Raw genomic sequence first — 26,156 nt, forward strand, 5'->3', positions numbered from 1 at the left:
TGAAGCCCGTCAATCCCTGGCCAGGACGGACACGTAAGGTTAGCGGCCCTCCTGTGTGATCTTGGGCAGGGTCTGTTGTGCCGGGTCCACCCTGTCAAGGGGGACATCCGGCCTGAGCGGGTGTCGCGATACTGAATGGCAGCAACCCCCGTACGGCAGCCAGGGGTTCACTCGGTGTTCATCAGGGCGCCCGGCTATCGCGCATATGTGCCCCTACGGTCACGCTGACACCAAGGGTTTTTTGGGGAGAGTAAAGTGCGCAAGCTGCTGCCGTTGATCGGAACGCCGTCCGGTTCGCACCCTGGCGGCCGGTCCGCCATGACCTGTCGTTTCCGGTGTGGTGACGCCTGCTTCCACGAGGTGCCCAACACCAGCTCCAACGAGTACGTCGGTGATGTGATAGCCGGTGCGCTCAGCCGCCGGTCGATGATGCGGGCCGCGGCCGTGGTGACGGTGGCCGCCGCCGGAGCGGGCGCCGCGGGAGTCGCCGAGGCACCGCGGGCCGTCGCCGCGCCGGCCGCCACCCCGGCCGCCGCTGCCGCCTCCGTGGCCGCCCGGCGCAAGAACAAGGGTGCGCGCGGACTGCGCTTCGCGCCCGTCGCGCCGAACACCGCCGACGCCGTGACCGTGCCGGAGGGGTACCGGCAGAACGTCGTCATCCGCTGGGGCGAGCCCATTCTGCGCGGGGCGCCCGCCTTCGACCCGGAGCGGCAGACCGCCAAGGCCCAGGCCGGACAGTTCGGGTACAACTGCGACTTCCTCGCTCTCCTCCCGCTGCCCGGGGAGCGGAACAGGCAGCTGCTCGTCGCCAATCACGAGTACACCGACGAGATCCTGATGTTCCGCGGGTACGACGCCGCCAACCCCACCCGTGAGCAGGCTGAGATCGCCTGGGCCGCGCACGGGCTGTCCGCGGTCGTGGTGGAGGAGGACCGCGGGAGCGGGAAGCTCACCGCCGTCTCCCGGCATCGGCTGAACCGGCGGGTCACCGCCACCACCGAGTTCCGGCTCACCGGGCCCGTCGCCGGGTCCGAGCTCGTGAAGACCTCCGCCGACCCGACCGGCACCAAGGTGCTCGGCACCCTCAACAACTGCTCGGGCGGTGTCACCCCGTGGGGCACGACCCTGCACGGCGAGGAGAACTTCAACCAGTACTTCGCCAACGGCAGCCGGGCGACCGACAAGCGGTACGGGATCGGCACCGGCGCCACCGAGCGCAAGTGGGAGAGGTTCGACAAGCGGTTCGACCTGGCGCAGGAGCCGAACGAGGCGCACCGGTTCGGGTACGTCGTCGAGTTCGACCCCTACGACCCCACGTCGACGCCGCGCAAGCACACCGCTCTCGGGCGGTTCAAGCACGAGGCGGCCACCGTGCGGCTGACGCACGACGGCCGGCCGGTCGTGTACTCCGGCGACGACGAGCGGTTCGACTACTTCTACAAGTTCGTCGGCAGCAAGCGGATGCGGCACGGGTCTTCGCGGGCCGTGCGCGAGCACAACCTCTCCCTGCTCGACGAGGGCACCCTGTACGTCGCCAAGCTCACCGGGGACTCGCCCGCCATCGAGATCGACGGCACGGGCAAGCTGCCGGGCGACGGCGAGTTCGACGGCAGCGGCGAGTGGATTCCGCTGGCCACCGCGACCGCGAAGGGCGCCGTCTCGCACGTGCCGGGGATGAGCGCCGAGGAGGTGTTCGTCTTCACGCGGCTCGCCGGTGACAAGGTGGGCGCCACCAAGATGGACCGGCCCGAGGACATCGAGCCCAACCCGGTGACCGGCAAGGTGTACGTCGCCCTGACCAACAACTCCAACCGTGGTGTCGGCTCCAACGCCAAGGCGGACGAGGCCAACCCGCGCCACGCCAACAAGCACGGGCACGTGCTGGAGCTGACCGAGCGGTGGAACCGGCCGGAGAGCACGAGGTTCGCCTGGTCGCTGTTCCTCGTCGCCGGTGACCCGGAGGACCCGGCGACGTACTTCGCGGGCTTCCCGAAGGACGGCGTGAGCCCCATCTCCTGCCCGGACAACGTGGCCTTCGACCCCTACGGCAACCTGTGGATCTCCACCGACGGCTCCCAGCTCGGCTCGCACGACGGCCTGTTCGGTGTGGCGACCCGGGGTGAGCGGCGCGGTGAGCTCAAGCAGTTCCTGACCGTGCCGAAGGGGGCCGAGACGTGCGGCCCGATCATCCAGGACCGGCGTGTCCTGGTCGCCGTGCAGCACCCGGGCGAGATCGACGGCGCGTCCGTGGAGAAGCCCGCCAGCACCTGGCCCGACGGGCCGGGGACGTACGTCCGTCCGGCCGTCGTGGCCGTGTGGCGCGCCGACGGGTGCGACATCGGCGTCTGAGCCGGGTCGGCACCGGCCGGCCGGGGGAGAGCTCATGTCCGGTGGCGGCCCGGGCCCGTCCTGCACCAACGCCGTCCCGAACGCGACCGAGCGGTCCCGCGTCAACCGGCTGTGGGCCAACGGTCTTGCGGCGACGATGACCAAGGTCCCCGAGAAGTCCGCCCGTTGAGACGTTGAGACGTTGAGACCTCACACGGCTGCGGCCGCCCTGCCGCGAGGGGCGGCCGCAGCCGTGTGCGCGCCGGTCCGGGTCAGCGGCCCTCGTGGAGCGTGAGGTCGGTGACGACCGCGCGGTGATCGGTGTCGGACAGGTCCAGGATGCGGGTACGGCTCGCCCCGAAGTCCTCGGACACCAGGACGTGGTCGATCTGCGCGCCGAGCGTGGGCGCCGTGAGGGCCGGCCAGGTGGCCGTGCGATCGGCGCCGTCCAGACGGGAGGCGTCGCGCAGGCCGGTGTCGAGGATGCGGCGGAAGGCCGCGTGGTCCTGGGAGGCGTTGAAGTCGCCGGCCAGGACGAGGGGGATGCCGGGGCCGGCGGCTGCCGCGTCGCGCAGGGCGCCGAGCTCCCGGCGCCAGAGGTCCACCTGGCCGGGGAGCGGAGGCATGGGGTGGGCGAGCTGGAGTCGTACGGCGTGCCCGTCGACGTCGGCGACCGCCCCGGGCATGCCCATCGTGCCGCGCACGCCCTCGGTGGGCCGGAGCGGGAAGCGGCTGAGGATGACGGACCCCTCGGAGCCGCCGCCCTCCACCGCCCGGCGGTGCGGGTAGGCCCGGGAGAGGTTCCGCTTCAGCAGGCCATCGCACTCGTGGTCGCACTCCTCGACGAAGACCACGTCCGGTTTCTCGCGTCGGACGGCGGTGACCAGGGAGCCGGTGCCCTGGCCGAACTCGACGTTGGAGGTCAGTACGCGGAATTCGGCGGCCGGGCGGCCCGAGGGTTCGTCGGCCTTGCCGTACGGCTCGATGAACCAGGCCAGCAGGCCGAGCAGGACCACCCCCCACAGGGTGCCGGGCCACCGGCGGGACAGCAGGGTGAGCAGCAGTCCCACGGCGGTGGGCACGAGCAGCCAGGGCAGGAAGGCGAGGAGCTGCGGGACGGGGGTGATGCCGTCGCTGTCGGCGGCGCGGAAACCGACGATCACGCTCACGCCGGTGAACAGCAGGCCGGCGCACCAGGCGCCGAGCCGCCGTCCGGGCGGACGGTGCTCGCGCCCGTCGTCCCCGGCGGTCCACTCGGCAGCGGCGGTGTCCAAGGCCCGGCCTTCCGTTCGCGGGGTGGGTCGCCCGCATCCTCCCTCAAAGACGGGGCGGGGCGGGGGAAGGTTGCCGGGCGTCGACCCGGGCCAGGAATTCGTCCAGCACCCGGTTGAACACCTCGGGGCGTTCCAGGTTCGGCATGTGGGCCGCGCCCTCGATGACGCACAGTTCCGCGTCCGGGAGGGCCGCGTGCATGGCCCGGGCGTCGGACACCGGCGTGAAGGTGTCGTCGGCTCCCACGACGACCAGGGCCGGGACGGTGACGCGGGGGAGCAGGGTGTCGTAGCCGGGGCGGCGGGCCCGGGCGCGCAGGGCAGCGGCGGCGCCCTCGGGGGCGGTGGCGGTCATCATGCCGTGGACGTGCGCCTTGACCTCGGCGGACGCGTACGGGGCGACCATCCGCTCCAGGACCTCGTCGGCGTAGCCGCGCATGCCTTCCGCGAGGAGACGGTCCGCCGTCGCGTCCCGGGTGCGCACGCCCTCGGGGGTCTCCGCCGACGGGAAGGTGTCCGCGAGGACCAGGCCGCGGACGCGGTCGGGGAACAGGCGGTAGCAGTCCATGACGATCTGGCCGCCCATCGACAGGCCCGCGAGGACGAACGACTCCACCTTCAGCTCGTCCAGCAGGGCCTCGATGTCCCGGGCGAACGCGGAGAAGTCCGGGACGGCCGGGGTCGTCGGGGAGGCGCCGTAACCGCGCAGATCGGGGGCGATGACACGACGGGTACCCGGGAAGCTGCCGAGTTGTGGGGCCCACATCGTGCGGTCGAAGGGGTGGCCGTGGACGAGGACCAGGGGTACCCAGGGGGTATCCGATCCTTTGTCCTCGTATGCGAGGAAGGGTGCCATGGCGTCGACCCTAGGCCGCCCAACTACTCGGTGCAATAAGATCTTTGCTCTCGGTGCAATCCAAGGGGGAGACCGGCCGATGAGTGACTACCGGCGTATCGCCGACCGCATCGCCGACGACATCGCCACCGGGCGACTGCGACCGGGCCAACGGCTGCCCCCGCAGCGGGCGTTCGCGCGCCGCCGGGGTGTCGCCCCGTCCACGGCGGGGCGGGTGTACGGCGAACTCGTGCGGCGCGGGCTGGTCGTCGGGGAGGTCGGGCGCGGCACCTTCGTACGGGCCGCCCCGGCGCTGGGCCGGGCGGGGCAGACGCTCACCGAGGCCGCACCGGGGGCCGCGAACGTCAACCTGGAGCTCAACTACCCGTCCGCCCCGGGCCAGCCGGAGCTTCTCGCCCCCGTCCTCGCCCCGCTGCTGCGCCCCGACGTGCTGGCCGAGGCGCTGTTACCGGCCGCCGCCACCGGCACCGCGGCCGCGCGGGAGGCCGCGGCCGCGCTGCTCACCACCCCCGGCTGGCGCCCCGCCCCCGAACGGCTGCTGTTCACCGGCAACGCCCGGCAGGCCATCGCCGCCGTCCTCGCCTCACTGGTCCGGCCCGGCGGCCGGGTCGGGGTGGAGCAGTTGACGTATCCGCTGGTCAAGGAGATCGCGGCGCGGCTCGGCATCACGCTGGTGCCGCTGGCCGGGGACGCGGCCGGACTGCTCCCGGAGGCCGTCGCCGCGGCGCACCGCACGGCGCCGCTGTCCGCCCTCTATGTGCAGCCGACGCTGCACAACCCGACGTCCCTCACGACCGGCCGGCCGCGGCTGCTGCACCTCGCCCAGCTGGTCCACGACCTGGACCTGCCCGTGGTGGAGGACCGCATCTGGTCCTTCCTGCGGGAGCCGGGTGACCCGCTCGCCGTGCACGCCCCGGCCCTCACCCACGTCGTCGACGGGCTCTCCAAGCGGGTCGCCCCGGGGCTCACCGTCGGGTTCCTCGTGGTGCCTTCGCACCGGGTCGCCGCCGTGGCGGGCGCCGTGCGGTCGGGCGGCTGGAGCGCGGGGCGGTTCGCGCTGGAGGCGGCGGTGCGGTGGGCCGGGGAGGGGACGGTGGCGCGGCTGGTGAAGGCCAAGCGGGCGGACGCGGCACGGCGGCAGCGGATCCTCGCCGAGGAACTCGCGGGCTTCACCGTACGGTCCGACCCGGGGGCCTATTTCGCCTGGTGGGAGCTGCCCGCCCGGTGGCGCGCCGACACCTTCACGGCCGCCGCCGCGGCGCACGGCATCGCCGTCACACCCGGCCCCGACTTCGCCGTCGCCCCCGGGCACACGCCCGACGCCGTCAGGCTCGGGCTCGCGTCGGCTCCGGAACCGGATCTGCGCCGGGCACTGCGGACACTGGCGCGGGTCGCCGCGCGGCGAGCGGGGGAGCGTACCGGCCCGTGACCCAGGCGACGGCCGCCACGGTCAGGCCCAGCACGCACAGCAGCCACGACACCGCGCGCAGGGGAGAGGTGAGGGCGTCGTAGACCGCGCCCGCGGCGGGGCGGTGGAGCGCGTCGGGCAGGTCGGCGAGGGTGAGGCGGCGGCCGATCGCGACGGCGAGGACCAGCAGCGCCCCGCCCAGGGCCGTACCCAGCCCGAGGGCGGTGACCGCGCGGCGGCGGCACGCGGCGACGGCGATCCCGGCGACCGCGAGGACGACGGTGGCGAGCGGCAGCCAGAAGGCGGCGGTGTCCAGCACGTGGTACCCCTTGCGCAGCCGGTCCACGTCCGCGGCCGGGAGCACCGGGATCCGCGTGTGCGTGACCGGGATGCGGTGGGCGAACGGCACGTGGTCGTGGGCGAGTTGCTGTTTGATCCGGGCGATGACGGGGGCGGGGTCGACGGTGACCGGGGCGCCGTGGGCGCCGTCGTCGCGCAGGGCGCGCAGCACCGCGTCGTGCACGGCCAGGTTCGACGCGTCCCAGGCCGCGCGATAGGCCTCGGTGCGGGTGAAGGAGCGCGCCGCGTCGTGCACGAAGGGCCCGACCGCCCCGCGCAGCGGACCGGTGTCGAGCTCGTGCCCGGCCTCCCGCATGACACCGTCCCCGACGGCGTCCGCGACCGCCCGCCGCACATCCGGGTCGGCGGCGAGCGGCGCCATCGTCCGGACGTAGCGGCCGGTGTCGGTCAGTCCGTGGGCGGCCCAGGACGCGAGCGCGCCGAAGGGCACAAGCAGGCACGCCAGGACGAGCAGAACGGCCGACAGGGCGTTCCGCGATCGTGGGGGCGCCTTTTCGGACACGGGCGCCCGGTTGCGCCGGGACACCCTTCCAGGCAAGGCGCCCCGGCCCCGGTCCGCGAGCGGTGCGACGGCGTCCGGCTGCCCGTCCGCCGCGCCGAACGGCCGTCCCACCTGGGAAGATGGTGCCTCTCCGGTCCGACGGAGGGTTGCGCCGAACGGGTGTCCTGGGCGGCCGGCTCGTCGTCCGGCGTGCGCGGGGAGCGCCGGCTGGAGGGCACGCGCGCGGTCACCTCAGTCGAGACGCCGGCCCGCGGCGTCCTCGCGCGTGTAGAAGCGGTAGAACACCATCGCCATGACACCCGCCCCCACCAGCAGCCCCAGGCCGCTGGAGCTGAACACGGACGCACCGGTCTGGTTGTAGAGGAAGCCGATCGCACAGCCCGTCAGGACGAACCAGCTCAGCGCGTGCAGTTCACGGGGCAGCCGCGAGGACAGCCGCCACACGGCGGCGAAGGCCACGGCGAACACGAGCGCCGTGACGAAGCCGAACAGCAGGTTCCAGCCCGTGATGGGCCCGCCGTGGCGTCGGTTGGCCGCGGCCCAGAAGCCGTAGACCAACCCGAGGACGACGGGCAGCGCCACCCTTGCGGCGGCGTGGGTGCGCGCACTGAAGACATCGGGCCTGCGACCAGGCGTGGTCATCGTGCGTGAGGCGGGTGCCGCATGAGCCATGACAGCTCTCCTCTCTGTCCCTGCCCCTGGATCCAGGGCACACCGGCCCGGAGCCCCTGGCAAGTCGGCAAAGCGCCCGGGACGGGATGCGGCCGGTCCCGCCCCGTGTTTCGCTGGGGCCGTGAGCCGCCACCGCAGGGGGCACGGCCCGCTCGTCCGGTACGCCCGGGCCGGGGGCCGGACGGCCGTGCGGCGGCAGGAGCTGCTGCGGGTGCGGGGCCACAGCGTGGCCTGGGTGCCGCCGCTGCTGCTCCTCGTCGTCCTCGCGGTGGCCGACTACCACACCATCGGCGAGTTCCGGATGATCTCCTGGATCGTGCTGGTGCCGGGTATCGCCGCCGCGATCTGCGGAGTGTGGGGCACGGCCCTGTTCGCGGTCCTCTCCCTCGTGACGTACGTCGTCGCCGACAGCGCCTGGCCGCACGAATACCAGGCCGGCCGCGCCGACTTCGTCCTCGTCGCCCTCGGTGGCACCCTCGCCGTCCTGGCCTGCGCGATCCGCGTGCGCGACGAGCGCCGGGCCCTGCACATGGGCGACGTCACCGACACCATCCGCCGCACGGTACTGCGCCCGCTGCCCCCCGGCTGGGGCGGCCTCGACCACGCCGGTGTCTACCTCACCGCCGACGCCCACGCCCGTGTCGGCGGCGACTTCTACGACATCCAGCCCGGTCCGCACGGCACCCGCGTCCTGGTCGGTGACGTACAGGGCAAGGGCCTGGGCGCGGTGGAGGCGGCGGCCGCGTTGCTCGGCACGTTCCGCGAGGCCGCGTACCACGAGGCGGACCTGGCGACGGTCGCCGAGCGGCTGGAGACACGGATGACCCGGCACCGCGAGCACACCGTCGCCCTGGGCCGCTCGGACGGTGACCGGTTCGCCACGGCCGTCCTGCTCGCCTTCCCCGACGACGACCAGGAGGCGGTGGACGTCCTGCTGTTCGGGCACGAAGCGCCGCTCGCCGTCGGGCGGGGCGGGGTGCGCACCCTGTCGGCCGGAGCGGGGCTGCCGCTCGGCTTCCGGGGCCTCGCGCCCGGGCCGGCGCAGATCCGGCGGTGGCGGATCAGCGGTGACGAGACGCTGTTGCTGGTGACGGACGGGGTGACGGAGACCCGGGACGGCACCGGGGCGTTCTACCCGCTCGCCGACGAGCTGGCCCGGGCGGTCGCCGAGGACCCGGGCACCGCCGAACCGGCCCGTCTGGCGGCCTTCGTCAGGGACGGCACGCTACGGCACGGCGGCGGGCACCTCGCCGACGACACCACGGTGTTCGCCGTTCGCAGGAGAGTCCGGTCCGAAGCCCCCGAAGGCGGACGTTTGCGGTCCTGAGACCCCTCTTTGCAGCCGCAGCCGTTACGGTGCTGACGTACGTGATCGACACAGGGGGTGGGGCGATGCCCGGAACCGTGCTGCTGCTGGCGGCCTCGCCGGTGGGCAAGGGGCGCCTGGTGGACGCCGCCTCCGTGCTCCCCGTTCTCGCCGCCGTGGCGCCCGCCGTGCTGTCCGGCACCGACACCGCGAACGTCGTCGAACTCGCCGACCCGCTGGAGCCGCAGGCCGTGCTGACCCGCCTGCGCGCCGCCGCCGCGGCCCCCGGCCCCCTCACCGTGTACGTCACCGGCCAGCTCCAGCTCGACCGCCGGCAGCGCCTGCCCCACCTCGCGCTGGCCCGCACCACCGCCTCCACCGCCCGCTACACGGCCTTCCCCTGGCACTGGTTCCGGGAGGAACTGCGGCTCCGACCGGCCGGCGCCACGACCCTGCTGCTCGATCTGCACGCCGACGCCGAGACCTGGGAGCTGCTGCGCGGTACTCCGCTGGACTCGGGCCGCGGCAACGCCGTTCACGGTCGCATCGCCCCACCGCCGTCCCGGCGCACGGTCGCGCAACCGGCGTACATGAAGGCCGTGGCGACGATCCTGCGCAGCGGGTTCCGGCCGCCGGTCGAGCAGTTGCACCAGCAGGCGCTGACCCGGATCGCGCCGGAGAGCGCGGGGAAGGACCTGGTGCTGAGCACACCGGGCCCGACGGGCGGGGATCCGCACGCCGCGATCACCGCCGCCGTCCAGTCCGGCCGGCACGCCGACGCCGACGCGCTCGCCGCCCGGCACGAGCAGCTTGCCGTCACCGCGCACGGACCCGCCTCCGAAGAGGCCCTGCACTGGGCCGAAGTACGCGCCGACCTGGCGATGTTCGCCGGGGACGCGGCCCGCAGCTGCCGCACCTGGCTGATGATCGCCGGCGCCCGTCTGAACGCCGGCCAGGCGCCGGACGCCCCCGCCGTCGAGGCCGCGGTGGACCGGGCGCACCACCAGTGGAGCCAGGTCCGCGACACCATCCCCGCCCGTGAACTGGGCGCCGCGCTCGCCGCGTTGCGCGGCAGGGTCCCCGGGCGGCGCGAAGGGGCGCTGGACCATGTGCAGCGGCAGCTGAGGCAGTTGCAGACCCAGGGGTGAGCCGCGTGCGCCGTGTGCGCGGCGTGAAGGGGGCGTGCGATCGCTTGCGCGGGTCACGTCACGCGACCGGTGAGCGCGCCCTGCTCGACGCGAAGCCGGTCCCCGGGGGCCTCACCGGGTCCGTCCGCCCGGCCAGGGCCGCCGACCCCTCGGACATGGAACAGGCACGGGAGAGTCACGGCAACGCGCACGGACCCGGCAGGGTCCTGTTCCTCCTCGACAGCTCCGGCTCGATGGCGGGCCGCTGGGAGGGCCCCAGCGGCGGCCCGGGCATCCTGAAGCAGACCCTGCCCGGCCTCGGCGGGGAGGACGAGTACGGGGTGTGGGCGGTGCACGACACCGGCGACCGGACGCACACCGAGCTGCTGCCCTTCGGCACGCACGAGCGCTCCGGGGCCGCGAGGCCGAATCGCTCAGCGCCTTCGCGGAGGGCCGTACGACCTTCCTGCGGCACTGGCCGTACGTCTACCCGGCCCTGTACGAGACGTTCAAGGGGAACCACGGTGTGACGCGGCTGCCCGGCAAGGCCGTACTCGACGGGCAGAACCTGGCCGTCACCTCGTCCACGTCCGAGCAGCGGGCCGCCAAGGCCGCCGAGCTGATCGCCTTCCTGACCGACCCGGACAGCGAACGCTGCCTGTTGCGGGCACGGGTTCGCCGCGACCCGCACCTCCGCCTACCAGGCTCCCGACAGCCCCGCGGAGTGCCGGCACGCCGCCGCGTACTCCGGGAGCCCCTCGGCGTCCCCACGGGCGGGAGCGCCGAGGTCAAGGCACCCGACCGGTTGGTCAACGGCGTCAGCTACTCCCGGGACACTCCCGTTGCCCGCCCTGAGCGAGGCCGTCCAGAGCCCCCGCACGCCCCTGTACGGCGCGGTCACGCAGACCCTCATCACCGAACTGGACGCCCTGTACGGCCCACGGGCGGCGGGCGCGGCCCGGCCGGGGGACGCGCAGATGGCAAACAGTCTCGACGAGGCGTTGAGGAAGGTTCTGCCCGACTGAACGTCCTTCCGCTGCCGCCGGCGCGGCGCTCACGGCTTCACGTCACACTCGAACCAGACGGCCTTGCCGGGCCGGTCAGGCAGTGGATCCCACCCCCACCGGTCTGTGACGGCGTCGACGATCAGCACGCCGCGTCCGTCCTCGGCGAGTTCGTCCACAGCTGTGGACAGCGGCGGTCGCGGGCACGTGTCCGTGACCTCCACGCGCAGTCCCCGCCCGTCCGGCCGCCGCAGCATCAGCACAGCGGCGCGCCGGTCGGGCGTGTGGCGTACGACGTTCGCGACCAGCTCGGTGAGGGCGAGCGACGCGGAGTCGCACAGTCCGGTCATCTCCCAGGCGGTGAGATACACCCTGAGGATGCGTCGCAGATGCCTGGCGGAGTGCTCACCGAGGGTGAAGTCGACGCCGTACCTGGTGCCAAGTCCCGGCTCCGGCTGGTGGATTAGGTGGTTCATGCCACCAGCGTGGAGTGGTGTGGTTACTCTCGGCTACAGAACGAAATGAACGCCGTGCGGCGTTCGGACCCGGGGGTGACCGCGCCATGCCCAACATCCGTCGACTCGACCCCACCGCCTCGCCGTTGGACTACTTCGGCTCGGAGCTGCGCCGCTACCGGGAGAGTGCGGGACTGTCCCAGAAGGAGCTCGGGGACTGCATCTTCTGCACGGGCTCTCTGGTCGGCCAGATCGAGACCGCGCACAAGGTCCCGACCAGAGAGTTCGCGGAGCGTGCGGATGCCGCGCTCATGACGGACGGTTGTTTCTCGCGCTTGGTGGGGCTGGTGTTGAGGAGCCAGCTTCCTACGTGGTTCCAGGCGTATGCGGAGATGGAAGGCAGCGCGTCCTACATCTCTACGTACCAGTGTCAGTTGGTGTACGGCCTTCTTCAGACGGAGGCCTACGCCCGGGCCGTACTGGGCGTCGAACACAAGGAGAAGCTCGACGAGATGGTGGCGGCCCGGATGGAACGGCAGCGCGTCCTGGAGCGCGAGCAGCCGCCGGTGGTGTGGACGGTGCTGGACGAGTCGGCGCTCTACCGGCAGATCGGCAGTCGCGACATCATGCGAGACCAACTCGCCCACCTGTTGAGTCTCATCGGACAGCCCTGGACGCACCTCCAGATCCTGCCGTTCTCAGCCGGCCAGCACTCCTCGATGATGGGCTCCTTCACCCTCCTGCGGTTCGATAACGACCCAGACATCCACTACAGCGAGAGCTACGACCAGGGCCACATGACGGCCAATCCTCAGGTCATCAGGGAACGTTCGGTCGGTTACGCTCGCCTTCAGGCCGATGCCCTCTCTGAGACGGACTCGGCGGCTTTGATCGCCCGGGTGATGGAGGAACGCTATGGGGAACAACCTGGACGTGGCGCGTGCTCAGTGGCGTAAGTCGTCGTACAGCGGAAGCAGCGGCGGCGAATGCGTCGAGGTCGCCGACCTCGGGACCGGCGTCGCTGTTCGCGACTCCAAGGACCCCGAGGTCGGCGCGCTCACGGTCTCGCCGGAGGCCTACGCCGCCTTCGTGACGTACGTCAGCGCGTGAACACGAAGTACTTCCACGCTCCGTACGTCGTCGTGTTGACGTTGTCGCCGGACGCCGGGTCGATGTAGGACGCGCGGATCCGGAAGCGGGGACCGATCGGCGGCGTGCCGGTCATGGTCACCGCGTCCTTGCCGTAGCGGTCGAGGGCGAGGTACTCGGAGTCCGTGGTGCGCCAGGCGCCGTCGGCGTACCGCTGCACCTGGAACTGGTACTTGCGGCCCGGGTACATGGACATCGTCGTGTTGTGGACGGGGTCCTTGGACTGGCGGAAGTAGTGGTACTTCTGGTTCCAGGCCGTCGCCGTCTTGTACCAGCCGCTCAGCGAGGTCGAGATCTTGACCTTCGTGTAGGCCGAGTTGGTGACGGTCTTCGCGGCATACCGCGTGTCGCCCGTGAACTTCGCGCTGACCTTCGTGTCCCGGGTCAGGTGGACGGTCGCCGAAAGGTTGCCGGACGAGTCGACCGTGCCCTTCTTGACCAGCGTGTTCGGCTTGTCGGAGCCGTACGGGTCGGCCCAGATCTCGACGGTGCGGTTCTTGTACGTCGTACCGAGGTGCGCCGTGAACGACACGTCGCTGCCGTAGCCGTACACCTTGCCGTTGTTGTTCAGCGTCAGCGCGGTCGCGGTCTTGGCGACGCTCACCGCGTGGGCTGCTGTGGCACCCGCGTGCGCGTCGTCGCCCGCGTAGGTGGCCGTGTACGTCACCTTGCCGCCCGCCGGCGGGGTGTCCGTGAAGGAGTACGAGCCGTCGGCCGCTACCGCCGCCGTGCCGAGCGGCTTGCCGGACGGGGACTCGTCGTCGGTGCGGGTGACCGAGACCTTCGTGCCCGCCGGAAACGCCGCCGACGAGGACAGCGTGCCGGTGAGGGTGAAAGGCTTGGCACGGGTGGCCGTGGCGGGGGCGTTCACCGTGAGGGTCGTGCCCGCCTTCGTCGGGGCTTCGAGAATCCGCAGCGAGTAGACGTTGTTGTCGTTCTCCGAGAGCGCGAACAGCCTGCTCTCGTCCGGCGCCCAGGCCAGGCCCGCCGGGGCCAGGGTGTCGCCGCCGCTGCTGTTGCCGGTGTTGGGGAAGTCGTACTGCCTCAGGGGTATCGAGGTGCCCGGCTTGAAGACATGGACGTCCGGGTCGTACCAGGAGAAGGTGCCCGCCGCGACGTCGCCGTTCGGGGCGATGTCCACCGCGTTCGGGTACGTGTTGGTGACGTACTTGCCGTCGGCGGAGAGGTCCGTGAGCCTGTACACCGGCTGGTAGTACGGGGCGCCGCTGGCCGTGACGACGTCCTTGCCGTCCGGCGTGACCGCCAGGTCCTGGAGGTTGCCGCCGCCCGTGTTGCCCGGGTCCCTGGCGTACGCCGTACGGCTCGCCGTGCCGGAGGAGACGTCGTACACGGCGAGTTCGACCGGGCTCTGGCCCGGCGAGCCCGCGGCGAGCGTGCCCGGGGCGCCCGGGGAGGCGTCCAGGATCGGGGCCTCGTAGAAGGTGCGGCCGGTGTCCTGGCCCAGGGTGAGGCCCGGGTCGGTGGCGTCCGGGTCGAGCGAGCCGATGTTGCCGTCGCCGGAAGCGCCGTAGCTGAACCACAGCCTGCCGCCCGTCAGGGCGACGTACGCCGGGCCGGCGCCCTGGCCCGTGGACCAGCGGCGGGTCTCGGTCGCCGTGGCCGTGTCGATCGCGACGAGCGCGGTCGCGTCATGCACGGCCGCGTACAGCGTGCCCGAGTCGGGCGACAGCTCCAGGCCGTGCACGCCGGGCAGCGAGCCGACGGTGGCGATGACCGTGCCCGCGTAGTCGGTGACGACGACCTGGCCGGCTGTCGGATCGCTGATGAAGACGCGGTGGTGGACTCCGTCGACGACCATGTCACCGGACGACTTCAGCGGCAGGATCTTGCTGGAGTCGGCTGCCGCCGCCGACCCGGCGCCGGCCGCGACGAGCGTCACCGAGCTGAAAAGGACGGCGAGCGCCGTCGCGGTCGTGAGCGTGCGTCTGTGCATGGATCGAACCCCCCGGAACGAAAGAAGTGATCAGCAGGAAAGAGGTGATCAGCCTCCGCAGGCTAGAACACCCCTCTGACACTCGGGTGAACTATGCAGCATGAGGCTGGGGGGAAAGGCGGGTTCCGGCCGTCTCAGCGAGAGTCGGCCACAGGCCGCGGACCGTGCTGTGGTGCCTCGGCTCGCGCCGGACCCGCGTTCGCCGCGAGGAGCAGGGTCGCCACGGCGACGAGGGCCGCGGTGAAGCCTCGGGCGTACCGCTCGGCGGTGCGTGTGCGCATCGGCACGGCGACCTCGCAACTGGGGCGGCGACTACGGCGGCAGGGTGTTAAGCGTCTTCGACAATGCCGCTTAACACTCCGTTTAACCTAGGGCCAGTCCAGGCCGAACGGCAAGAGGGACAAGGGGAGTTGGCGTGGGGGAGCGGGATGATCCGGGGACCATCGGCCGCCGGGTGCAGCGGTTGCGCACGGAACGCGGACTGACACAGCGGCAGTTGGCGGAGCCCATGTACACACCGGCCTACATCTCCACCCTGGAGTCCGGCCGGGTGCGCCCCTCGGACGACGCCCTGCGGCATCTCGCGCAGCGGCTCGGCGTCGCCTTCGACGAGCTCGCCGGGGGGCGCTCCGCCCGGCTCGTCACCGGGCTGCGGCTGCGGCTGACCGAGGCGCAGCGCACCCTCTCGGTCGGCGAGGCCGAGGCGGCGGCCGACCAGTACGCCGAGCTGCTCGTCGAGGCCGAGACGCACAACCTGGCCGCCGAGCAGTCCGCCGCCCTGCTCGGCCTCGGCGAGTGCGCCCTGGAGACGGGCGAGCTCGTGACCGGCCGGCAGTACTTCGAGCGGGCCGAGGAGCGCCTGGCCGACGCGCCGCTGCCCGCCCGGGTCCCGGCCCTGCGCGGCCGGGCCGTGGCCCACTACCTCGCCGGTGAGCTCCGGTACGCCGTCTACCTGCTGGAGACCACCCTCGACGAACTCAACCGCGGCGGACTGCACGACCCCGACGCCCTGCTGTTGCTCTACGCCAGCGCCATCGGCCCGTACATGGACATGGGCGCGCACGCCCGGGCCGCCCAGGCCGCCGAGTTCGCCCTGGCGCTGGCCCCGCAGTCCGGCGACCCCGCCCTGGTCGCCCGCATGCACCGGTCCGTCGCCCGCACTCTGGTCGCCGAGGGCCGCCTCGCCGAGGCCGACGCCTCCCTGGCCAAGGCCGCCGAGCTGTACCGGGGCCTGCAGATCCGCACCGAACTCGCCAACTGCCACTGGATGCGCGGCTACGTCTACGCCCAGGACGGCCGGCTGGAACGCGCCGAGGAGGAGCTGCGGCAGGCCCTCGGCATGCTGTCGGCCAAGCGTGCCGCCCTCTACAGCAGCCAGGTCACCGTCGAGCTGGCCGACGTGCTCCACCGGCGCGGCAGGTCCGACGAGGCCGCGGCCCTGCTGCACGACGTCCTCGGGCACCTGTCCCCCGAGCGCGGCGCCGTCCACTCCGCCGCCGCGCACCGGCTGCTCGGCATCATCGCCGAGGACGCCCGCCGCACGGAGGACGCCGAGGAGCACTACGTCCGCGCCCTGAGCCTGCTGGAACGGGCCGGCGCCGCCGGTGACCTGGCCGACCTGTGCCGGCTGCTGGGCGACCTGCTGCGGCGGACCGGCCGGGTGGAGGCGGCCCTGGACGCCTACCGGACGGGCCTCGGGCACCGCACCGCCCCCGGCACCACGACCCTCGGGCCCGCTCCCGCACAGCCTCCTCTGTGAGGCGACCGGGCCCTCGGACAGCCGTGCGGGTTAGCCTCACTCCCGGGAAAGAACGACCAGGGCGGGCGCGTGGACAACCAACGAACGGTGGCCGACGGCATACGGCTGTGTCTGCGGGCCCTGGTGTACGCCGTGCTCGGCGGTGCCGCGCTGCTCGTCGTCGTGACGGTGGCGTCGGTGCTCGGGCCGATGCTGGCGCTCGACCTCTACACCCCGCCCGTCGCGGCCTGGTGGACGGTGTTCACCGCGATCACGGTCCAGGGCGTGCCGTTCCTGCTGCTGGGCACGGTCGTGTCGGCGGCGATCGGGGCGTTCGTGCCCGAGCGGGTGTTCCAGCGGTTGCTGCCCCGCCGTACGGTGCTCGCCGTGCCGGTCGCCGGGGCCGCCGGGGTCGTGCTGCCCGGCTGCGAGTGCGCGTCCGTGCCGGTGGCGGGGAGCCTGATGCGGCGGGGTGTCGCGCCCGCCGCCGCGCTGGCCTTCCTGCTGTCGGCGCCCGCGATCAACCCCGTCGTCCTCGTGGCGACGTCGATCGCTTTCCCGGGGCAGCCGGAGATGGTTCTCGGCCGGCTCCTCGCCTCGCTCGGCACGGCCGTGGTGATGGGCTGGCTGTGGGCGCGCTTCGGGCGTGAGGAGTGGCTGCGGCTGCCGAAGCGAAGTGGTGGGCGGACGCCGGCCGGCGGTCCGCGCGCCTTCGTCCTCGGACTTCAGCACGACTTCCTGCACGCGGGCGGTTTCCTCGTCCTCGGGGCGGCGGCCGCGGCGACGTTCGACATCGTCGTGCCACGGTCGCTGCTGGAGGTGTTCACCGGGTCGGCCTGGCTGTCGGTGCTGCTGCTCGCGCTGCTCGCGGTCGTGCTGTGCGTGTGCAGTGAGGCCGACGCGTTCGTGGCGGCGTCACTGAGCGGCTTCTCCCCGACGGCGAGACTCGCCTTCATGGTGGTCGGGCCGATGGTCGACCTGAAGCTGTTCGCGTTGCAGACGGGCACGTTCGGCAGGGCCTTCGCGGTGCGGTTCTCGGCGGCGACGTGGGTGGTCGCCGTGGTGAGCAGCGTCCTGGTGGGATGGTGGCTGCTGTGAGGCGCTACGGACCGGCCGTACTGCTCGCGCTCGTGGGCGCGGCGATCCTGCGGGTGTCGCTCTTCAGCGAGCTGTACCTCCGGTACGTGCAGGCGGGGCTGCGGCCGTACCTGGTGATCTCCGGGGTGACGCTGGTGCTGCTGGCGGCGGCGGTGGCGGTGGTGACCCGCGGGGCGGAAGCCGACGGGGGCGACGAGGCGGACGCGGGCGCACCGGAGGCCGCGGCGCACGAGCACGATCACGGCCATGGACCCGCCGGTCCCCGGGTCGCCTGGGTTCTCACACTGCCCGCCCTCGCCCTCCTGTTGTTCCCGCCGCCCGCCCTCGGCTCCTACAGCGCGGAGCGCGAGGCGGACCGGCGTGCCGCCCGGGGCGTCGGCACCTTCCCGGCCCTGCCGGCGGGCAACCCGGTCGATCTCGCCCTCGGGGAGTTCGGCTCCCGGGCGGTCTACGACAGCGGCCGCTCCCTGCGAGGCCGTACGGTCCGGCTCACCGGCTTCGTCACCCGCGACGACGACGGCACCTGGTACGTCACCCGCCTCCTCGTCTCCTGCTGTGCCGCCGACGCCACGACCGCGAAGGCCGAGGTGCGCGGCGCGCAGGCCCCACCGGTCGACGCGTGGGTGACGGTCACCGGCACGTGGCACCCCGAGGGGAGGCTGGGCTCGGACGCCGCCTGGCCACCGGTCGTCGACGTCACCTCCGTACAGCGGGTGCCGCAGCCGGACAGCCCGTACGAGAGGCGCTGAGGCCGATCCGCCACGCCCACGGCCTGAGGCGCTGAGGCCGATCCGCCACGCCCACGGCCTCGCGCAGGGGTTTTGCCCCCCTGCCCACGGGTAGTCGGGGGCACGACTCCGGGAGGGCTCGGGGTGATCCGGGCGGGTGTCGGGCGCGGTGCCCGGCGGGCATCGGGCGAGGTCGTGGTGCTGATGCCGGCCTGCGCCGGGCGTTGCGCCGCGCCCGGCGCAGGCCGGCATGCGCCCGGCCATGCACCGGCGAACCGCCGGGACCTGACCCGACGGCCCGTGTGCCCGGGGCAGGCGGCGGCCTGCCCGGCCCGCGGCCGGCCCCGGAAACGAACGGCGATGGTGGAAGGCGCGGTGATCGAAGGAGGCGGTGGCCGTGCGGCCCAGGGACGACCCGCGAGGCGCCCACGGCGGCGACCCGGGCCCCGGCCGTAGCGAGGGAGCAGGCCCGGACCTGGACGGAGTCAGGGCCGCCGACGTGATCGCCAGAGGGGTGCGGGGCGCCGAACCGCGAGAGGTGCCGGGGCGGCTGTGCGAGGTCGCGGTGGAGCTGCTGCCGGTGATCGGCGCGAGCGTGTCGCTGCGCAGCCAGGGCATGCCCGTGCAGCTGAGCGCGAGCAGTGCGCAGGCCGCGCACCTGGCGCAGATCCAGGCCACGCTGGGCGACGGCCCGTGTCAGAGCGCGCTGCAGGAGGGCGCGCCCGTGCTCGCCTGCGACCTGACCACGGGCCGTGACGCGGGACGCTGGCCGGTCTTCGCCCAGCAGGCGACGGAGGCCGGGGTACGGGCGGTGTACGCGGTGCCGCTGGGCAGCGGCGCGGTGTGCGTGGGCACCCTCGACCTGTACCGCGACCGCCCGGGCGGACTCACCGAACGCCAGCTGCACGTGGCCCGGATCGTGGCCGGTGTCATGACCGTGGCCCTGATGGCACTGCCGCACGGGGACGAGCCCGGGACACAGGACGGGGAGGACTGGCTGAGCGGGCTGGCCGCGGACCACGACGAGGTCTACCAGGCCGTCGGCATGATCATGGCCCAGCTCGGCGTGGGCGCGGACGACGCGCTCGCGCGGCTGCGGGCGGACGCCTTCGCACGGGGGCGCACGGCCCTGGACGTGGCACGGGACGTGACCGCCCACCGCACGCGATTCGACCGGTACTGACCCCGGCCGGGGGTGTCAGATCTGCGCCCTGCCCTGCTTCGTCATCTCGGCCAGGCGTTGCGCCCCGAGCTGAGCGGCCTGCTGCGTGACCTCCGCGTACACCTCGCCGAGGCCTCCGTTGGTGAGGGTGATCGCCTCCTCGCCGACGCGGACGGCGGCGATGTCCATCGTGAGATACGTCGGCTCCCCCTCCTCCGACTCGCCGGCCAGCGTGACCCGCAGGGCCTGCCGGGCGTCCCCCACCGGTGGCAGCGGCAGGTCGTGGACCTCGACGTTCTGGATGCCGGTGCGGGTGGTCGCGGCCGTGAACCGGCCGCACCTGCCGGGCAGCGACTTCATCCAGCCCAGCGCGCGGTCCACGTCCGCCGGGCGATGGGCGGCGACCCGGTAGCGCAGCTGGGCGTCGGTGTCCCCGTCGTCGAGCGCGGAGGTCGCCTGCGGTCCCCGCGGGGCGCCGAAGGGCTCCTCCGTGTAAAGGACGTCGAGCAGCCGCTGGCAGTCCCGGTCCCGCGTGGTCGCCTTCAACAGCCCGTCCCGCCAGGTCCGCGCGCCACGGGTCGGCACCCACGGCTCCCCCAGATCGGCCTCGGTGACCAGCACCGCCCGGGCCTGCGCCTCGGTGAGGGCGGCCCCGGAACCGGCGGGCTGTTCGACGGCGGGTGACGCGGCGGAGGCCGACGGGGAGGCGGAGAACCACCGGGGCCGCGGCTCGCCCCCGACGGAGCAGCCGGCCATGGCCGGCAGGACGGTCACGGCCAGCGCGGAGGCGAGGAGGGCACGGATGGCCGGAGGGTGCGTCATCGGGGTGCCTCCTGCGGGGGTCATGGAGGCGCCGCCGGGCGGGGGCGGGCTCTCCACGATCGGGTACGTGCTCTTACGGCACCACCGCGGCCACCCGCCCACCAGCGATACGGTCCGTCCGGGTGAGCGGACCGGGACGCCCGCGGCCGCCCGTCAATACCCGTCGCCCCGCCCCGGGCCCCCTGTGACGGTCATGCCCATGCAGCGCGTCCAGCCGTTCCCGTCCGTCACGACGACGCCGGAGCATGTCCCGGCAGGCCGGCGCTGACCGGATGTCCCAAGCCCCGGGGCTTCGCCGTGTGGTGCTCGCCCGCGGTCCCCAGAAGCCACCCTGCGCGACCATCGCCGACTCGGCCGTGAACCGGACCCGTCGACACCGATCCGCTGACGGTGCGGAGCTGCCGTACTGGCTGCCCGACGGCGCGGTCGTGCGGCACACCCTGGAGGAGTACAGCCGCGACGCGCAACGGCGGGCCGGCTACCGGCACGCGGACGCACCGGCCCCCGGCACACGCGAGCTGTACGACCTCTCCGGGCACCGGGACCACCACGGCGACGACAGGCCCGCGGCATGGCCGGCGGAAGGTGGCGTCGGACTTCGACGGCACGGCGATACGGCGGTCCTGACGCCGCGCGCCCGCGGCGAGCCGTCCCGCGGGCCGTAGGGTCGCTGTCACGGAGCTTCCCCGCGGACCACTGGAAGGAGTCCCCGCCGTGACGGACGGTCAGCGCATCCCGGTGATCATCGACTGCGACACCGGCGTCGACGACGCCCTCGCCCTGCTGTTCGCCGTACGGCACCCGGCGCTCGACGTGCGTGCGATCACCTGCGTGGCCGGGAACACGGACGTGGACGGCGTCGTCCGCAACACCCTGACCGTGCTGGAGCAGGCGGGCGCCCCCGAGGTCCCCGTGGCCCGGGGCGCCGAGCGGCCGCTGATCGAGGCCCCCCGGTCCGCGCGGCACGTGCACGGACACGACGGCATGGGTGACCTGGGCCTGCCCGAGCCGACGCGGAGGCCCGCCGACGTCGACGCGGTGACGCTGCTGCGCCGCGAGATCCTCGCCTCCCCGCGCCCGGTCACGCTGATCCCCACGGCACCGCTCACGAACATCGCGCTGCTCCTGCGTACGCATCCGGAGGTGGTCCGCAACATCGGGCGGATCGTCTTCATGGGCGGCGCGGCGGCCGTCGGGAACGCCACGCCGGTCGCGGAGTTCAACGTCTGGCACGACCCGGAGGCGGCCGCGATCCTGCTCACCGCCGGGGTGCCGATCACGATGTACGGGCTGGACGTGTTCACGCGGGTCGTGGTCCCGGCGGCGCAGGTGCGCAGACTGCGCGCGAGCGGCGAGCCGGGGGCGCGGCTGGCCGGGGAGCTGCTCGCCCACCGCCCCGCCCACCCGGGCAGCCGTCCTGACGACCCCTCCGAGACGGCCGGCGGCCTCGGTGACGCGGGTGCGGTGTGCGCGGTCGCCGACCCGGAGGGCCTGACGACCCACCGCCTCCCGGTGGACGTCTCCCTCGCGCCCGGACCGACACGCGGCATGACGATCGTGGACCGCCGCGCCCGGCCCGGCGAGTCGGAACTCCACGACGGCACGCGCGAACAGCCCCTGGTCGACGTGGCGCTGGACGTGGACGTGGAGCGCTACGTGAAGCTGTACCTGGCGACGGTCGACGTGTGATCACCGCCGGGGCATGCGAGCGCCCGGTGTGCTGTCGCCGCCGGACGACAGCACACCGGGCGCTCTTCAGGCTCGGGCGTCCTACGCGCCGCGCTTGGCCGCACGGCGGCGGGTCACGACGACGAGGGCCGCGCCGCCCGCCAGCAGGGCCGCCGCGCCGAAGGCGATCGGGCCGGTGCTGCTGTTGGCGCCGGTCTCGGCGAGGTCACCGCCACCGCCGTTCGGCTTGGGAGCGGTGGGCGTCGACTCGGAGGCACTCGGGGTGGGCGTGTCCGTGTCGGAGGACGGCGGCGTCGAGGGCTCGGCCGGCTCGGACGGGGACGCCGGAGGGGTCGTCTCCTCGGCCGGCTCGGAGGGGGACGCGGGCGGCGTGGAGGCCGGGGGCTCCTCCTCCGCCGGCGGCGGGGTCGTGCAGTCCTTCGTGCCGCCGTTCCAGGCCGCGATCAGCTTGTCCTTGATGACCGGGCGGTCCGGGCCCTTGGGCAGCTCGCCGTGCTCGAAGCCGTCCTTCGCGTCCAGCTCGCCGTCGAACTTCACGGCGCCCCGGTAGAGGTCGATCTGCCCGAAGCAGTCCTTGTCCGGGATGGCGATGTCGAGCGAGTCGGTGGCGCCCGGCTTGACCGTCACCGTGTCGAAGTCGACGAACACCTGCTCGCCGGAGGTCGCGAACGTCGCGCCGTGCGCGAGGTAGGACGCGAGGGAGGCCGTGCAGGTGACGGCGTCACCGGCGGTGCGGACCTTGATGTGGACCTTGCCGTCCTCGGTCGGCTTCAGGTTCTGGTCGTCGACCTTGACCGAGTCGTGGAAGTTCGCGCCGTCGAGCGAGAACTGGCAGCGATCGGTCCCGGTCTCCGTGCCCGCACCGGTGCCGGGCTTGTAACTGCCGCCGGACGACCAGCCGTCACCGCCGGGCGTACCTTGGGCGAACGCGGTGGTGGCGGAGGCGGCGCAGAGGGCGAGGGCCGCGGCGCCCGTCCCCAGCAGGCGGCGCGCGGTGACACGTCTCGCTATGGACATGCGTATCCCATTCTTGGCGTGTGCAGAACCCGGGTGGCGGCATGCGGGCAGCGCGCGGCGCACGGCTGCCGGGGCCGCACCGGGGGTGAGTGGTCTGAGAAACACTGGGCTCATTGGTCACATGCGCCTCAGCGAGCCCCCATCGTGGCGGCGCCGCAGCACGCTGTCAACCTGCGCTGATGTAAAGGAAGTTGCTCTGCCGTCACACTTTCATCACAGCAGGAATGGATCACTCCGATCAGCGTGATGGTTCCTTTTTCCGGCATTCTGGACAGATTCAATGCTGTCGCCCGTATGCCCTTCGAAGGAGACCGCGTGACCGATCGCTCCACCCTCGACCTGTCGTCCCGGGATCCGGACTGGTGGCGCCAGGCCGTCGTCTACCAGATCTACCCGCGCAGCTTCGCCGACGCCGACGGTGACGGACTCGGTGACCTGCGCGGCATCACCCGCCGCCTCACCCACCTCGCCGCCCTGGGCGTGGACGCCCTGTGGCTGAGCCCCTTCTACCCCTCCGAGCTCGCCGACGGCGGCTACGACGTCGCCGACCCCCGGGGCGTCGACCCGCGCCTGGGCACCCTCGACGACTTCGACGCCCTGGTCGCCGAGGCCCACCGCCTCGGTCTGAAGGTCATCGTCGACATCGTGCCCAACCACTCCTCGCACCAACACGCGTGGTTCCAGGAGGCCCTGTCCGCAGGTCCCGGCTCGCCGGCCCGCGACCGCTACGTCTTCCGCGACGGCCGCGGCGAGCACGGCGAACTCCCGCCCACCGACTGGCAGTCCGTCTTCGGCGGCAGCGCGTGGAAGCGGGTGTCCGACGGCCAGTGGTACCTGCACCTGTTCGCCCCCGAACAGCCCGACCTCAACTGGGAGAACCAGGAGGTCCGCGCCGACTACCGCACCACCCTGCGCTTCTGGTCCGACCGCGGGGTCGACGGCTTCCGGGTCGACGTCGCCCACGCCCTCGTCAAGGACCTGAGCGAACCGCTGCGCGACCTCGGCCGGCCCGAGCTGAGCCGCGAGGAGGCACTCACCGCGCTGCCGCCCGGCACCCACCCCTTCTACGACCGCGACGACGTGCACGAGATCTACCGCGACTGGCGCAAGATCCTCGACGCCTACCGCCCGCCCCGCATGGCCGTCGCCGAGGCGTGGGTGCCCGGCGCCCGGCGCGTCCTGTACGCCCGCCCGGACGAGCTGGGCCAGGCCTTCAACTTCGAGTACCTGGAGGCCGGCTGGGACGCGGACGAACTCAGGCAGGTCATCACCGACTCGCTCGCCACCGCCCGGGCCGCGGGCGCCTCGGCCACCTGGGTGCTGTCCAACCACGACGTGATCCGGCACGCCTCCCGTCTGATGCTGCCGCCCGACACCGACCTCAACGCCTGGCTGCTCTCCGGCGGCCACGCCCCGGCGGTCGACCCGGAGGCCGGGCTGCGCCGGGCCAGGGCGGCCACCCTGCTGATGCTGGCGCTGCCCGGCTCGGCCTACGTCTACCAGGGCGAGGAACTCGGCCTGCCCGAGGTCCCCGACCTGCCCACCGAAGTGCTCCAGGACCCGATCTGGGAGCAGACGGGCCACGTCCGCAAGGGCCGCGACGGCTGCCGGGTGCCCCTGCCGTGGACGACGGCCGGACCCTCGTACGGCTTCGGGCCCGGCGGTGCCTGGCTGCCGCAGCCAGCCGGCTTCGCCGCCCACGCCGTCCAGGCGCAGGACGGAGTCGAGGGCTCCACCCTGGAGCTGTACCGCACCGCCCTGCGGCTGCGCCGCAAGCTCCTCGACGGCGAGGAGCTGACCTGGGCGGAGGACGCCCCGGACGGCGTGCTCCGGTTCGACCGTTGCGCGGGCTGGCACTGCGTCACGAACCTGTCCGGCACGCCGGTCGGACTGCCGGCCGGTGAGGTCCTGCTGACCAGCGCGCCCCTGGAGGACGGCCTGCTCGGTCCGGACACGACGGCGTGGCTCGGACGCTGAGCGCTCAGCGCTCAGCGCCCGGCGCCCTGGTGAGGGTCATGCTGTGGCCCCCGCGCCCCGTCGGGGGCGCGGGGGCCACTCGCCCGGCCCACCAGGGCGTGCCCCGAAAGGGTGCCCGGAAGGATCGTCGCCCGAGGGTCTTCTTCAGGCCGTGTCCGGACAGGGAACCCCGCCCGCGATGAAGCGGGTGCACCTGGACAGCAGCCGTTGCGGGGCCCTCGCGGTGGGAGTGCTCCCGCTCCCCGGCACCGGCCCGGGACGGCGGGCTGTGGGGTGCCGCGACCATCGCACCCGGCCGGGAGGGCGTCGGCGAGGCCGCGGGCGTCCCGGAGGCCGCTGAGGGCGCGTCACTGACGCTCACGCGCCCGGGGCGCCCGGGTGACCGGCACGCCCGAGGCCGCGGGCGTCCCGGAGGCCGCTGAGGGCGCGTCACTGACGCTCACGCGCCCCGGGGCACCCGGGTGACCGGCACGCCGCTCGACGCCTCCGGCCGCCGTGGCTCGGTCGACGGGCTGAGCGCGATGAACGACCGGATCGGCATCTGCGTGACGCAGACCGGCTCGGGTCAGTAGCGCAGCGCCCGGGCCACCTCCGCCCGGATCTTCCCGGGCAGGTCGTGGGTGCTGCGGGCGGTGGCCGTGGCCGAGTAGCCGGCCCGCACGTGGTCCACCGTGACGATGACCGTGTCGACCAGCCGTCCCCCGGCGTCCCGGAAGGCGACCTGGACGGCGAAGGACCGGGACGCGTCGTCGGTGTTGCGGACGGTGACCTCCGTGCGGACCCGGCCGTCGGTCCCGGTGGCGGTCGGACCGGTCCTCACGTCGTCCTTGACGTCGGTGCCGCCCTGGATGGCGTCGAGCCGGTGCCCGGCCTCGGCCGTGGCGGACTCGACCGCCTCGGAGGCCTCCGAGGCGATGGACCCCACCGCGGACTCCGCCTTCCTCGCGGTGTCCGCCGGGCTCTCGTCGCCGCAGCCCGCGAGCACGGCGGACAGGGCCAGCGCCAGGGCCGCTCCTGCCGTCGCCCCACGCGTCCGGTGGCGGGCAGCCATGTCGCCTCCCTGGGGGACCGCCGGCCCTCGGGCCTACGGCCTCATGTGCGTCCGAGTCCGCCGCCACCGAAGGATCCGCTGGATCCGGGCGACCATCGGCGCGGATTCTGGTCCTTGCCGGTCCGGGTGCTCGCGCGATGCAGCTCGTGCGGCATAATCCGCTGACCGTCGCGCGCCACGACCGGCACGTCGTCGGGCTCCCGCATCTCCCGCATCTCGCGGACCGGCCCGGTGTCCGGCATGTGCGGCTGCTCCTCGGGGGCGGGGTGATGGGTGTCCGTGTCCATGACCCGCATCCCGACCCGCACGGCCCAGATCAGCGCACAGGCCACGATCAGCCCGCCGACGAAGGCGAGGGTCACGGCGACCGCGTGATCTGACGAGGCCGCCAGTTCTGCGTACGTTGCCGTATTCATGCCCCAAGTATCGCCGACGAAATGGCATAAAGCGCCCGGAATGCCCCATGGTGAAAACCTGGGCTG

Annotated in this window: 24 protein-coding genes and 2 pseudogenes; 15 read left to right on the top strand and 11 right to left on the bottom strand. The window is 73.4% G+C overall.

Annotated features, from left to right (window positions below; genetic code table 11):
- Positions 1–255 precede the first annotated feature (255 nt).
- Both ACIQHQ_RS18685 and ACIQHQ_RS18690 read left to right on the top strand, forming a co-directional pair.
- Positions 256–2,349 carry a PhoX family protein gene (locus tag ACIQHQ_RS18685; RefSeq protein WP_402612986.1) on the top strand — a complete coding sequence of 698 codons (2,094 nt, stop codon included), beginning with the start codon at positions 256–258 and terminating at the stop codon, positions 2,347–2,349.
- Between the two features lie 25 nt (positions 2,350–2,374).
- Positions 2,375–2,518, top strand: a pseudogene (locus tag ACIQHQ_RS18690) (snapalysin family zinc-dependent metalloprotease); the annotation flags it as partial.
- An 82-nt stretch (positions 2,519–2,600) separates the two neighbouring features.
- Here the strand turns inward: ACIQHQ_RS18690 and ACIQHQ_RS18695 are convergent.
- Together ACIQHQ_RS18695 and ACIQHQ_RS18700 are read right to left on the bottom strand one after the other, a co-directional pair.
- Positions 2,601–3,602 carry an endonuclease/exonuclease/phosphatase family protein gene (locus tag ACIQHQ_RS18695; protein ID WP_402612987.1) on the bottom strand — a complete coding sequence of 334 codons (1,002 nt, stop codon included), beginning with the start codon at positions 3,600–3,602 and terminating at the stop codon, positions 2,601–2,603.
- A 43-nt stretch (positions 3,603–3,645) separates the two neighbouring features.
- A complete protein-coding gene (locus ACIQHQ_RS18700; RefSeq protein WP_402612988.1) occupies positions 3,646–4,455 on the bottom strand; it encodes an alpha/beta fold hydrolase in 810 nt (269 codons plus the stop codon).
- Between the two features lie 79 nt (positions 4,456–4,534).
- Here ACIQHQ_RS18700 and ACIQHQ_RS18705 point away from each other — a divergent pair, with 79 nt between their 5' ends.
- Positions 4,535–5,884, top strand: coding sequence for a PLP-dependent aminotransferase family protein (locus ACIQHQ_RS18705; protein ID WP_402612989.1), 1,350 nt, complete (start codon positions 4,535–4,537; stop codon positions 5,882–5,884).
- Here the strand turns inward: ACIQHQ_RS18705 and ACIQHQ_RS18710 are convergent.
- Positions 5,781–6,749, bottom strand: a complete 969-nt coding sequence (locus ACIQHQ_RS18710) for a hypothetical protein (RefSeq protein WP_402613078.1) — start codon at positions 6,747–6,749, stop codon at positions 5,781–5,783. The two genes, ACIQHQ_RS18705 and ACIQHQ_RS18710, sit on opposite strands and share 104 nt — an antisense overlap.
- 207 nt (positions 6,750–6,956) lie before the next feature.
- On the bottom strand, positions 6,957–7,397 hold the full coding sequence (locus tag ACIQHQ_RS18715; RefSeq protein WP_402612990.1) for a hypothetical protein: 441 nt from the start codon (positions 7,395–7,397) through the stop codon (positions 6,957–6,959).
- A 187-nt stretch (positions 7,398–7,584) separates the two neighbouring features.
- Between ACIQHQ_RS18715 and ACIQHQ_RS18720 the strand changes: the two genes are divergently transcribed.
- The 3 genes from ACIQHQ_RS18720 (at position 7,585) to ACIQHQ_RS18730 (ending at position 10,855) form a co-directional block, all read left to right on the top strand.
- Entirely contained in the window at positions 7,585–8,724 is a 1,140-nt protein-coding gene (locus ACIQHQ_RS18720; protein WP_402613079.1) for a PP2C family protein-serine/threonine phosphatase, read from the top strand.
- Between the two features lie 65 nt (positions 8,725–8,789).
- The gene (locus ACIQHQ_RS18725; RefSeq protein WP_402612991.1) at positions 8,790–9,851 is read left to right on the top strand and encodes a hypothetical protein; all 1,062 of its coding nucleotides are present in this window, start codon (positions 8,790–8,792) and stop codon (positions 9,849–9,851) included.
- An 821-nt stretch (positions 9,852–10,672) separates the two neighbouring features.
- Entirely contained in the window at positions 10,673–10,855 is a 183-nt protein-coding gene (locus tag ACIQHQ_RS18730) for a hypothetical protein (RefSeq protein WP_402612992.1), read from the top strand.
- 29 nt (positions 10,856–10,884) lie between these two features.
- On the opposite strand, the gene ACIQHQ_RS18735 is transcribed toward ACIQHQ_RS18730, so the two are convergent.
- Positions 10,885–11,310: an ATP-binding protein gene (locus ACIQHQ_RS18735; RefSeq protein WP_402612993.1), complete on the bottom strand. Its 426-nt coding sequence runs from the start codon at positions 11,308–11,310 to the stop codon at positions 10,885–10,887.
- An 86-nt stretch (positions 11,311–11,396) separates the two neighbouring features.
- Between ACIQHQ_RS18735 and ACIQHQ_RS18740 the strand changes: the two genes are divergently transcribed.
- Together ACIQHQ_RS18740 and ACIQHQ_RS18745 are read left to right on the top strand one after the other, a co-directional pair.
- Complete coding sequence (locus ACIQHQ_RS18740; protein ID WP_402612994.1) at positions 11,397–12,245, top strand: Scr1 family TA system antitoxin-like transcriptional regulator; 849 nt, start codon at positions 11,397–11,399, stop codon at positions 12,243–12,245.
- Positions 12,205–12,399 carry a DUF397 domain-containing protein gene (locus ACIQHQ_RS18745; protein WP_402612995.1) on the top strand — a complete coding sequence of 65 codons (195 nt, stop codon included), beginning with the start codon at positions 12,205–12,207 and terminating at the stop codon, positions 12,397–12,399. Before ACIQHQ_RS18740 ends, ACIQHQ_RS18745 begins: the two co-directional genes overlap by 41 nt.
- On the opposite strand, the gene ACIQHQ_RS18750 is transcribed toward ACIQHQ_RS18745, so the two are convergent.
- The gene (locus ACIQHQ_RS18750) at positions 12,389–14,392 is read right to left on the bottom strand and encodes an Ig-like domain repeat protein (RefSeq protein ID WP_402612996.1); all 2,004 of its coding nucleotides are present in this window, start codon (positions 14,390–14,392) and stop codon (positions 12,389–12,391) included. The genes ACIQHQ_RS18745 and ACIQHQ_RS18750 overlap by 11 nt on opposite strands.
- Before the next feature lie 134 nt (positions 14,393–14,526).
- A complete protein-coding gene (locus tag ACIQHQ_RS18755) occupies positions 14,527–14,673 on the bottom strand; it encodes a hypothetical protein (protein ID WP_363117704.1) in 147 nt (48 codons plus the stop codon).
- Between the two features lie 134 nt (positions 14,674–14,807).
- Here ACIQHQ_RS18755 and ACIQHQ_RS18760 point away from each other — a divergent pair, with 134 nt between their 5' ends.
- From ACIQHQ_RS18760 to ACIQHQ_RS18775, 4 genes are all read left to right on the top strand, one after another.
- On the top strand, positions 14,808–16,151 hold the full coding sequence (locus ACIQHQ_RS18760; RefSeq protein WP_402612997.1) for a tetratricopeptide repeat protein: 1,344 nt from the start codon (positions 14,808–14,810) through the stop codon (positions 16,149–16,151).
- Positions 16,152–16,220: 69 nt separating this feature from the next.
- Positions 16,221–17,228, top strand: a complete 1,008-nt coding sequence (locus ACIQHQ_RS18765; protein WP_402612998.1) for a permease — start codon at positions 16,221–16,223, stop codon at positions 17,226–17,228.
- A complete protein-coding gene (locus tag ACIQHQ_RS18770) occupies positions 17,225–17,977 on the top strand; it encodes a TIGR03943 family putative permease subunit (RefSeq protein ID WP_402612999.1) in 753 nt (250 codons plus the stop codon). The genes ACIQHQ_RS18765 and ACIQHQ_RS18770 overlap by 4 nt, the downstream gene beginning before the upstream one ends.
- 370 nt (positions 17,978–18,347) lie before the next feature.
- Entirely contained in the window at positions 18,348–19,139 is a 792-nt protein-coding gene (locus tag ACIQHQ_RS18775; RefSeq protein WP_402613000.1) for a GAF and ANTAR domain-containing protein, read from the top strand.
- Between the two features lie 15 nt (positions 19,140–19,154).
- On the opposite strand, the gene ACIQHQ_RS18780 is transcribed toward ACIQHQ_RS18775, so the two are convergent.
- Entirely contained in the window at positions 19,155–19,940 is a 786-nt protein-coding gene (locus tag ACIQHQ_RS18780; protein ID WP_402613001.1) for a hypothetical protein, read from the bottom strand.
- 331 nt (positions 19,941–20,271) lie between these two features.
- Between ACIQHQ_RS18780 and ACIQHQ_RS18785 the strand changes: the two are divergent.
- Positions 20,272–20,500: pseudogene (locus tag ACIQHQ_RS18785) on the top strand (threonine--tRNA ligase); the annotation flags it as partial.
- Positions 20,501–20,654: 154 nt separating this feature from the next.
- Positions 20,655–21,629 (top strand): nucleoside hydrolase, encoded by a 975-nt coding sequence (locus ACIQHQ_RS18790; protein ID WP_402613002.1) that lies wholly within the window; start codon positions 20,655–20,657, stop codon positions 21,627–21,629.
- 81 nt (positions 21,630–21,710) lie between these two features.
- Here the strand turns inward: ACIQHQ_RS18790 and ACIQHQ_RS18795 are convergent, their stop codons facing one another.
- Positions 21,711–22,646 carry an LAETG motif-containing sortase-dependent surface protein gene (locus ACIQHQ_RS18795; RefSeq protein WP_402613003.1) on the bottom strand — a complete coding sequence of 312 codons (936 nt, stop codon included), beginning with the start codon at positions 22,644–22,646 and terminating at the stop codon, positions 21,711–21,713.
- 294 nt (positions 22,647–22,940) lie between these two features.
- Here ACIQHQ_RS18795 and ACIQHQ_RS18800 point away from each other — a divergent pair, with 294 nt between their 5' ends.
- Positions 22,941–24,623: a glycoside hydrolase family 13 protein gene (locus ACIQHQ_RS18800; protein WP_402613004.1), complete on the top strand. Its 1,683-nt coding sequence runs from the start codon at positions 22,941–22,943 to the stop codon at positions 24,621–24,623.
- A gap of 565 nt (positions 24,624–25,188) precedes the next feature.
- On the opposite strand, the gene ACIQHQ_RS18805 is transcribed toward ACIQHQ_RS18800, so the two are convergent.
- Together ACIQHQ_RS18805 and ACIQHQ_RS18810 are read right to left on the bottom strand one after the other, a co-directional pair.
- On the bottom strand, positions 25,189–25,674 hold the full coding sequence (locus ACIQHQ_RS18805; RefSeq protein ID WP_402613005.1) for a hypothetical protein: 486 nt from the start codon (positions 25,672–25,674) through the stop codon (positions 25,189–25,191).
- 41 nt (positions 25,675–25,715) lie between these two features.
- Complete coding sequence (locus ACIQHQ_RS18810) at positions 25,716–26,090, bottom strand: DUF6479 family protein (RefSeq protein ID WP_402613006.1); 375 nt, start codon at positions 26,088–26,090, stop codon at positions 25,716–25,718.
- Positions 26,091–26,156: the final 66 nt, after the last annotated feature.

The organism is Streptomyces sp. NPDC092370, assembly GCF_044755265.1.
GTDB lineage: Bacteria > Actinomycetota > Actinomycetes > Streptomycetales > Streptomycetaceae > Streptomyces.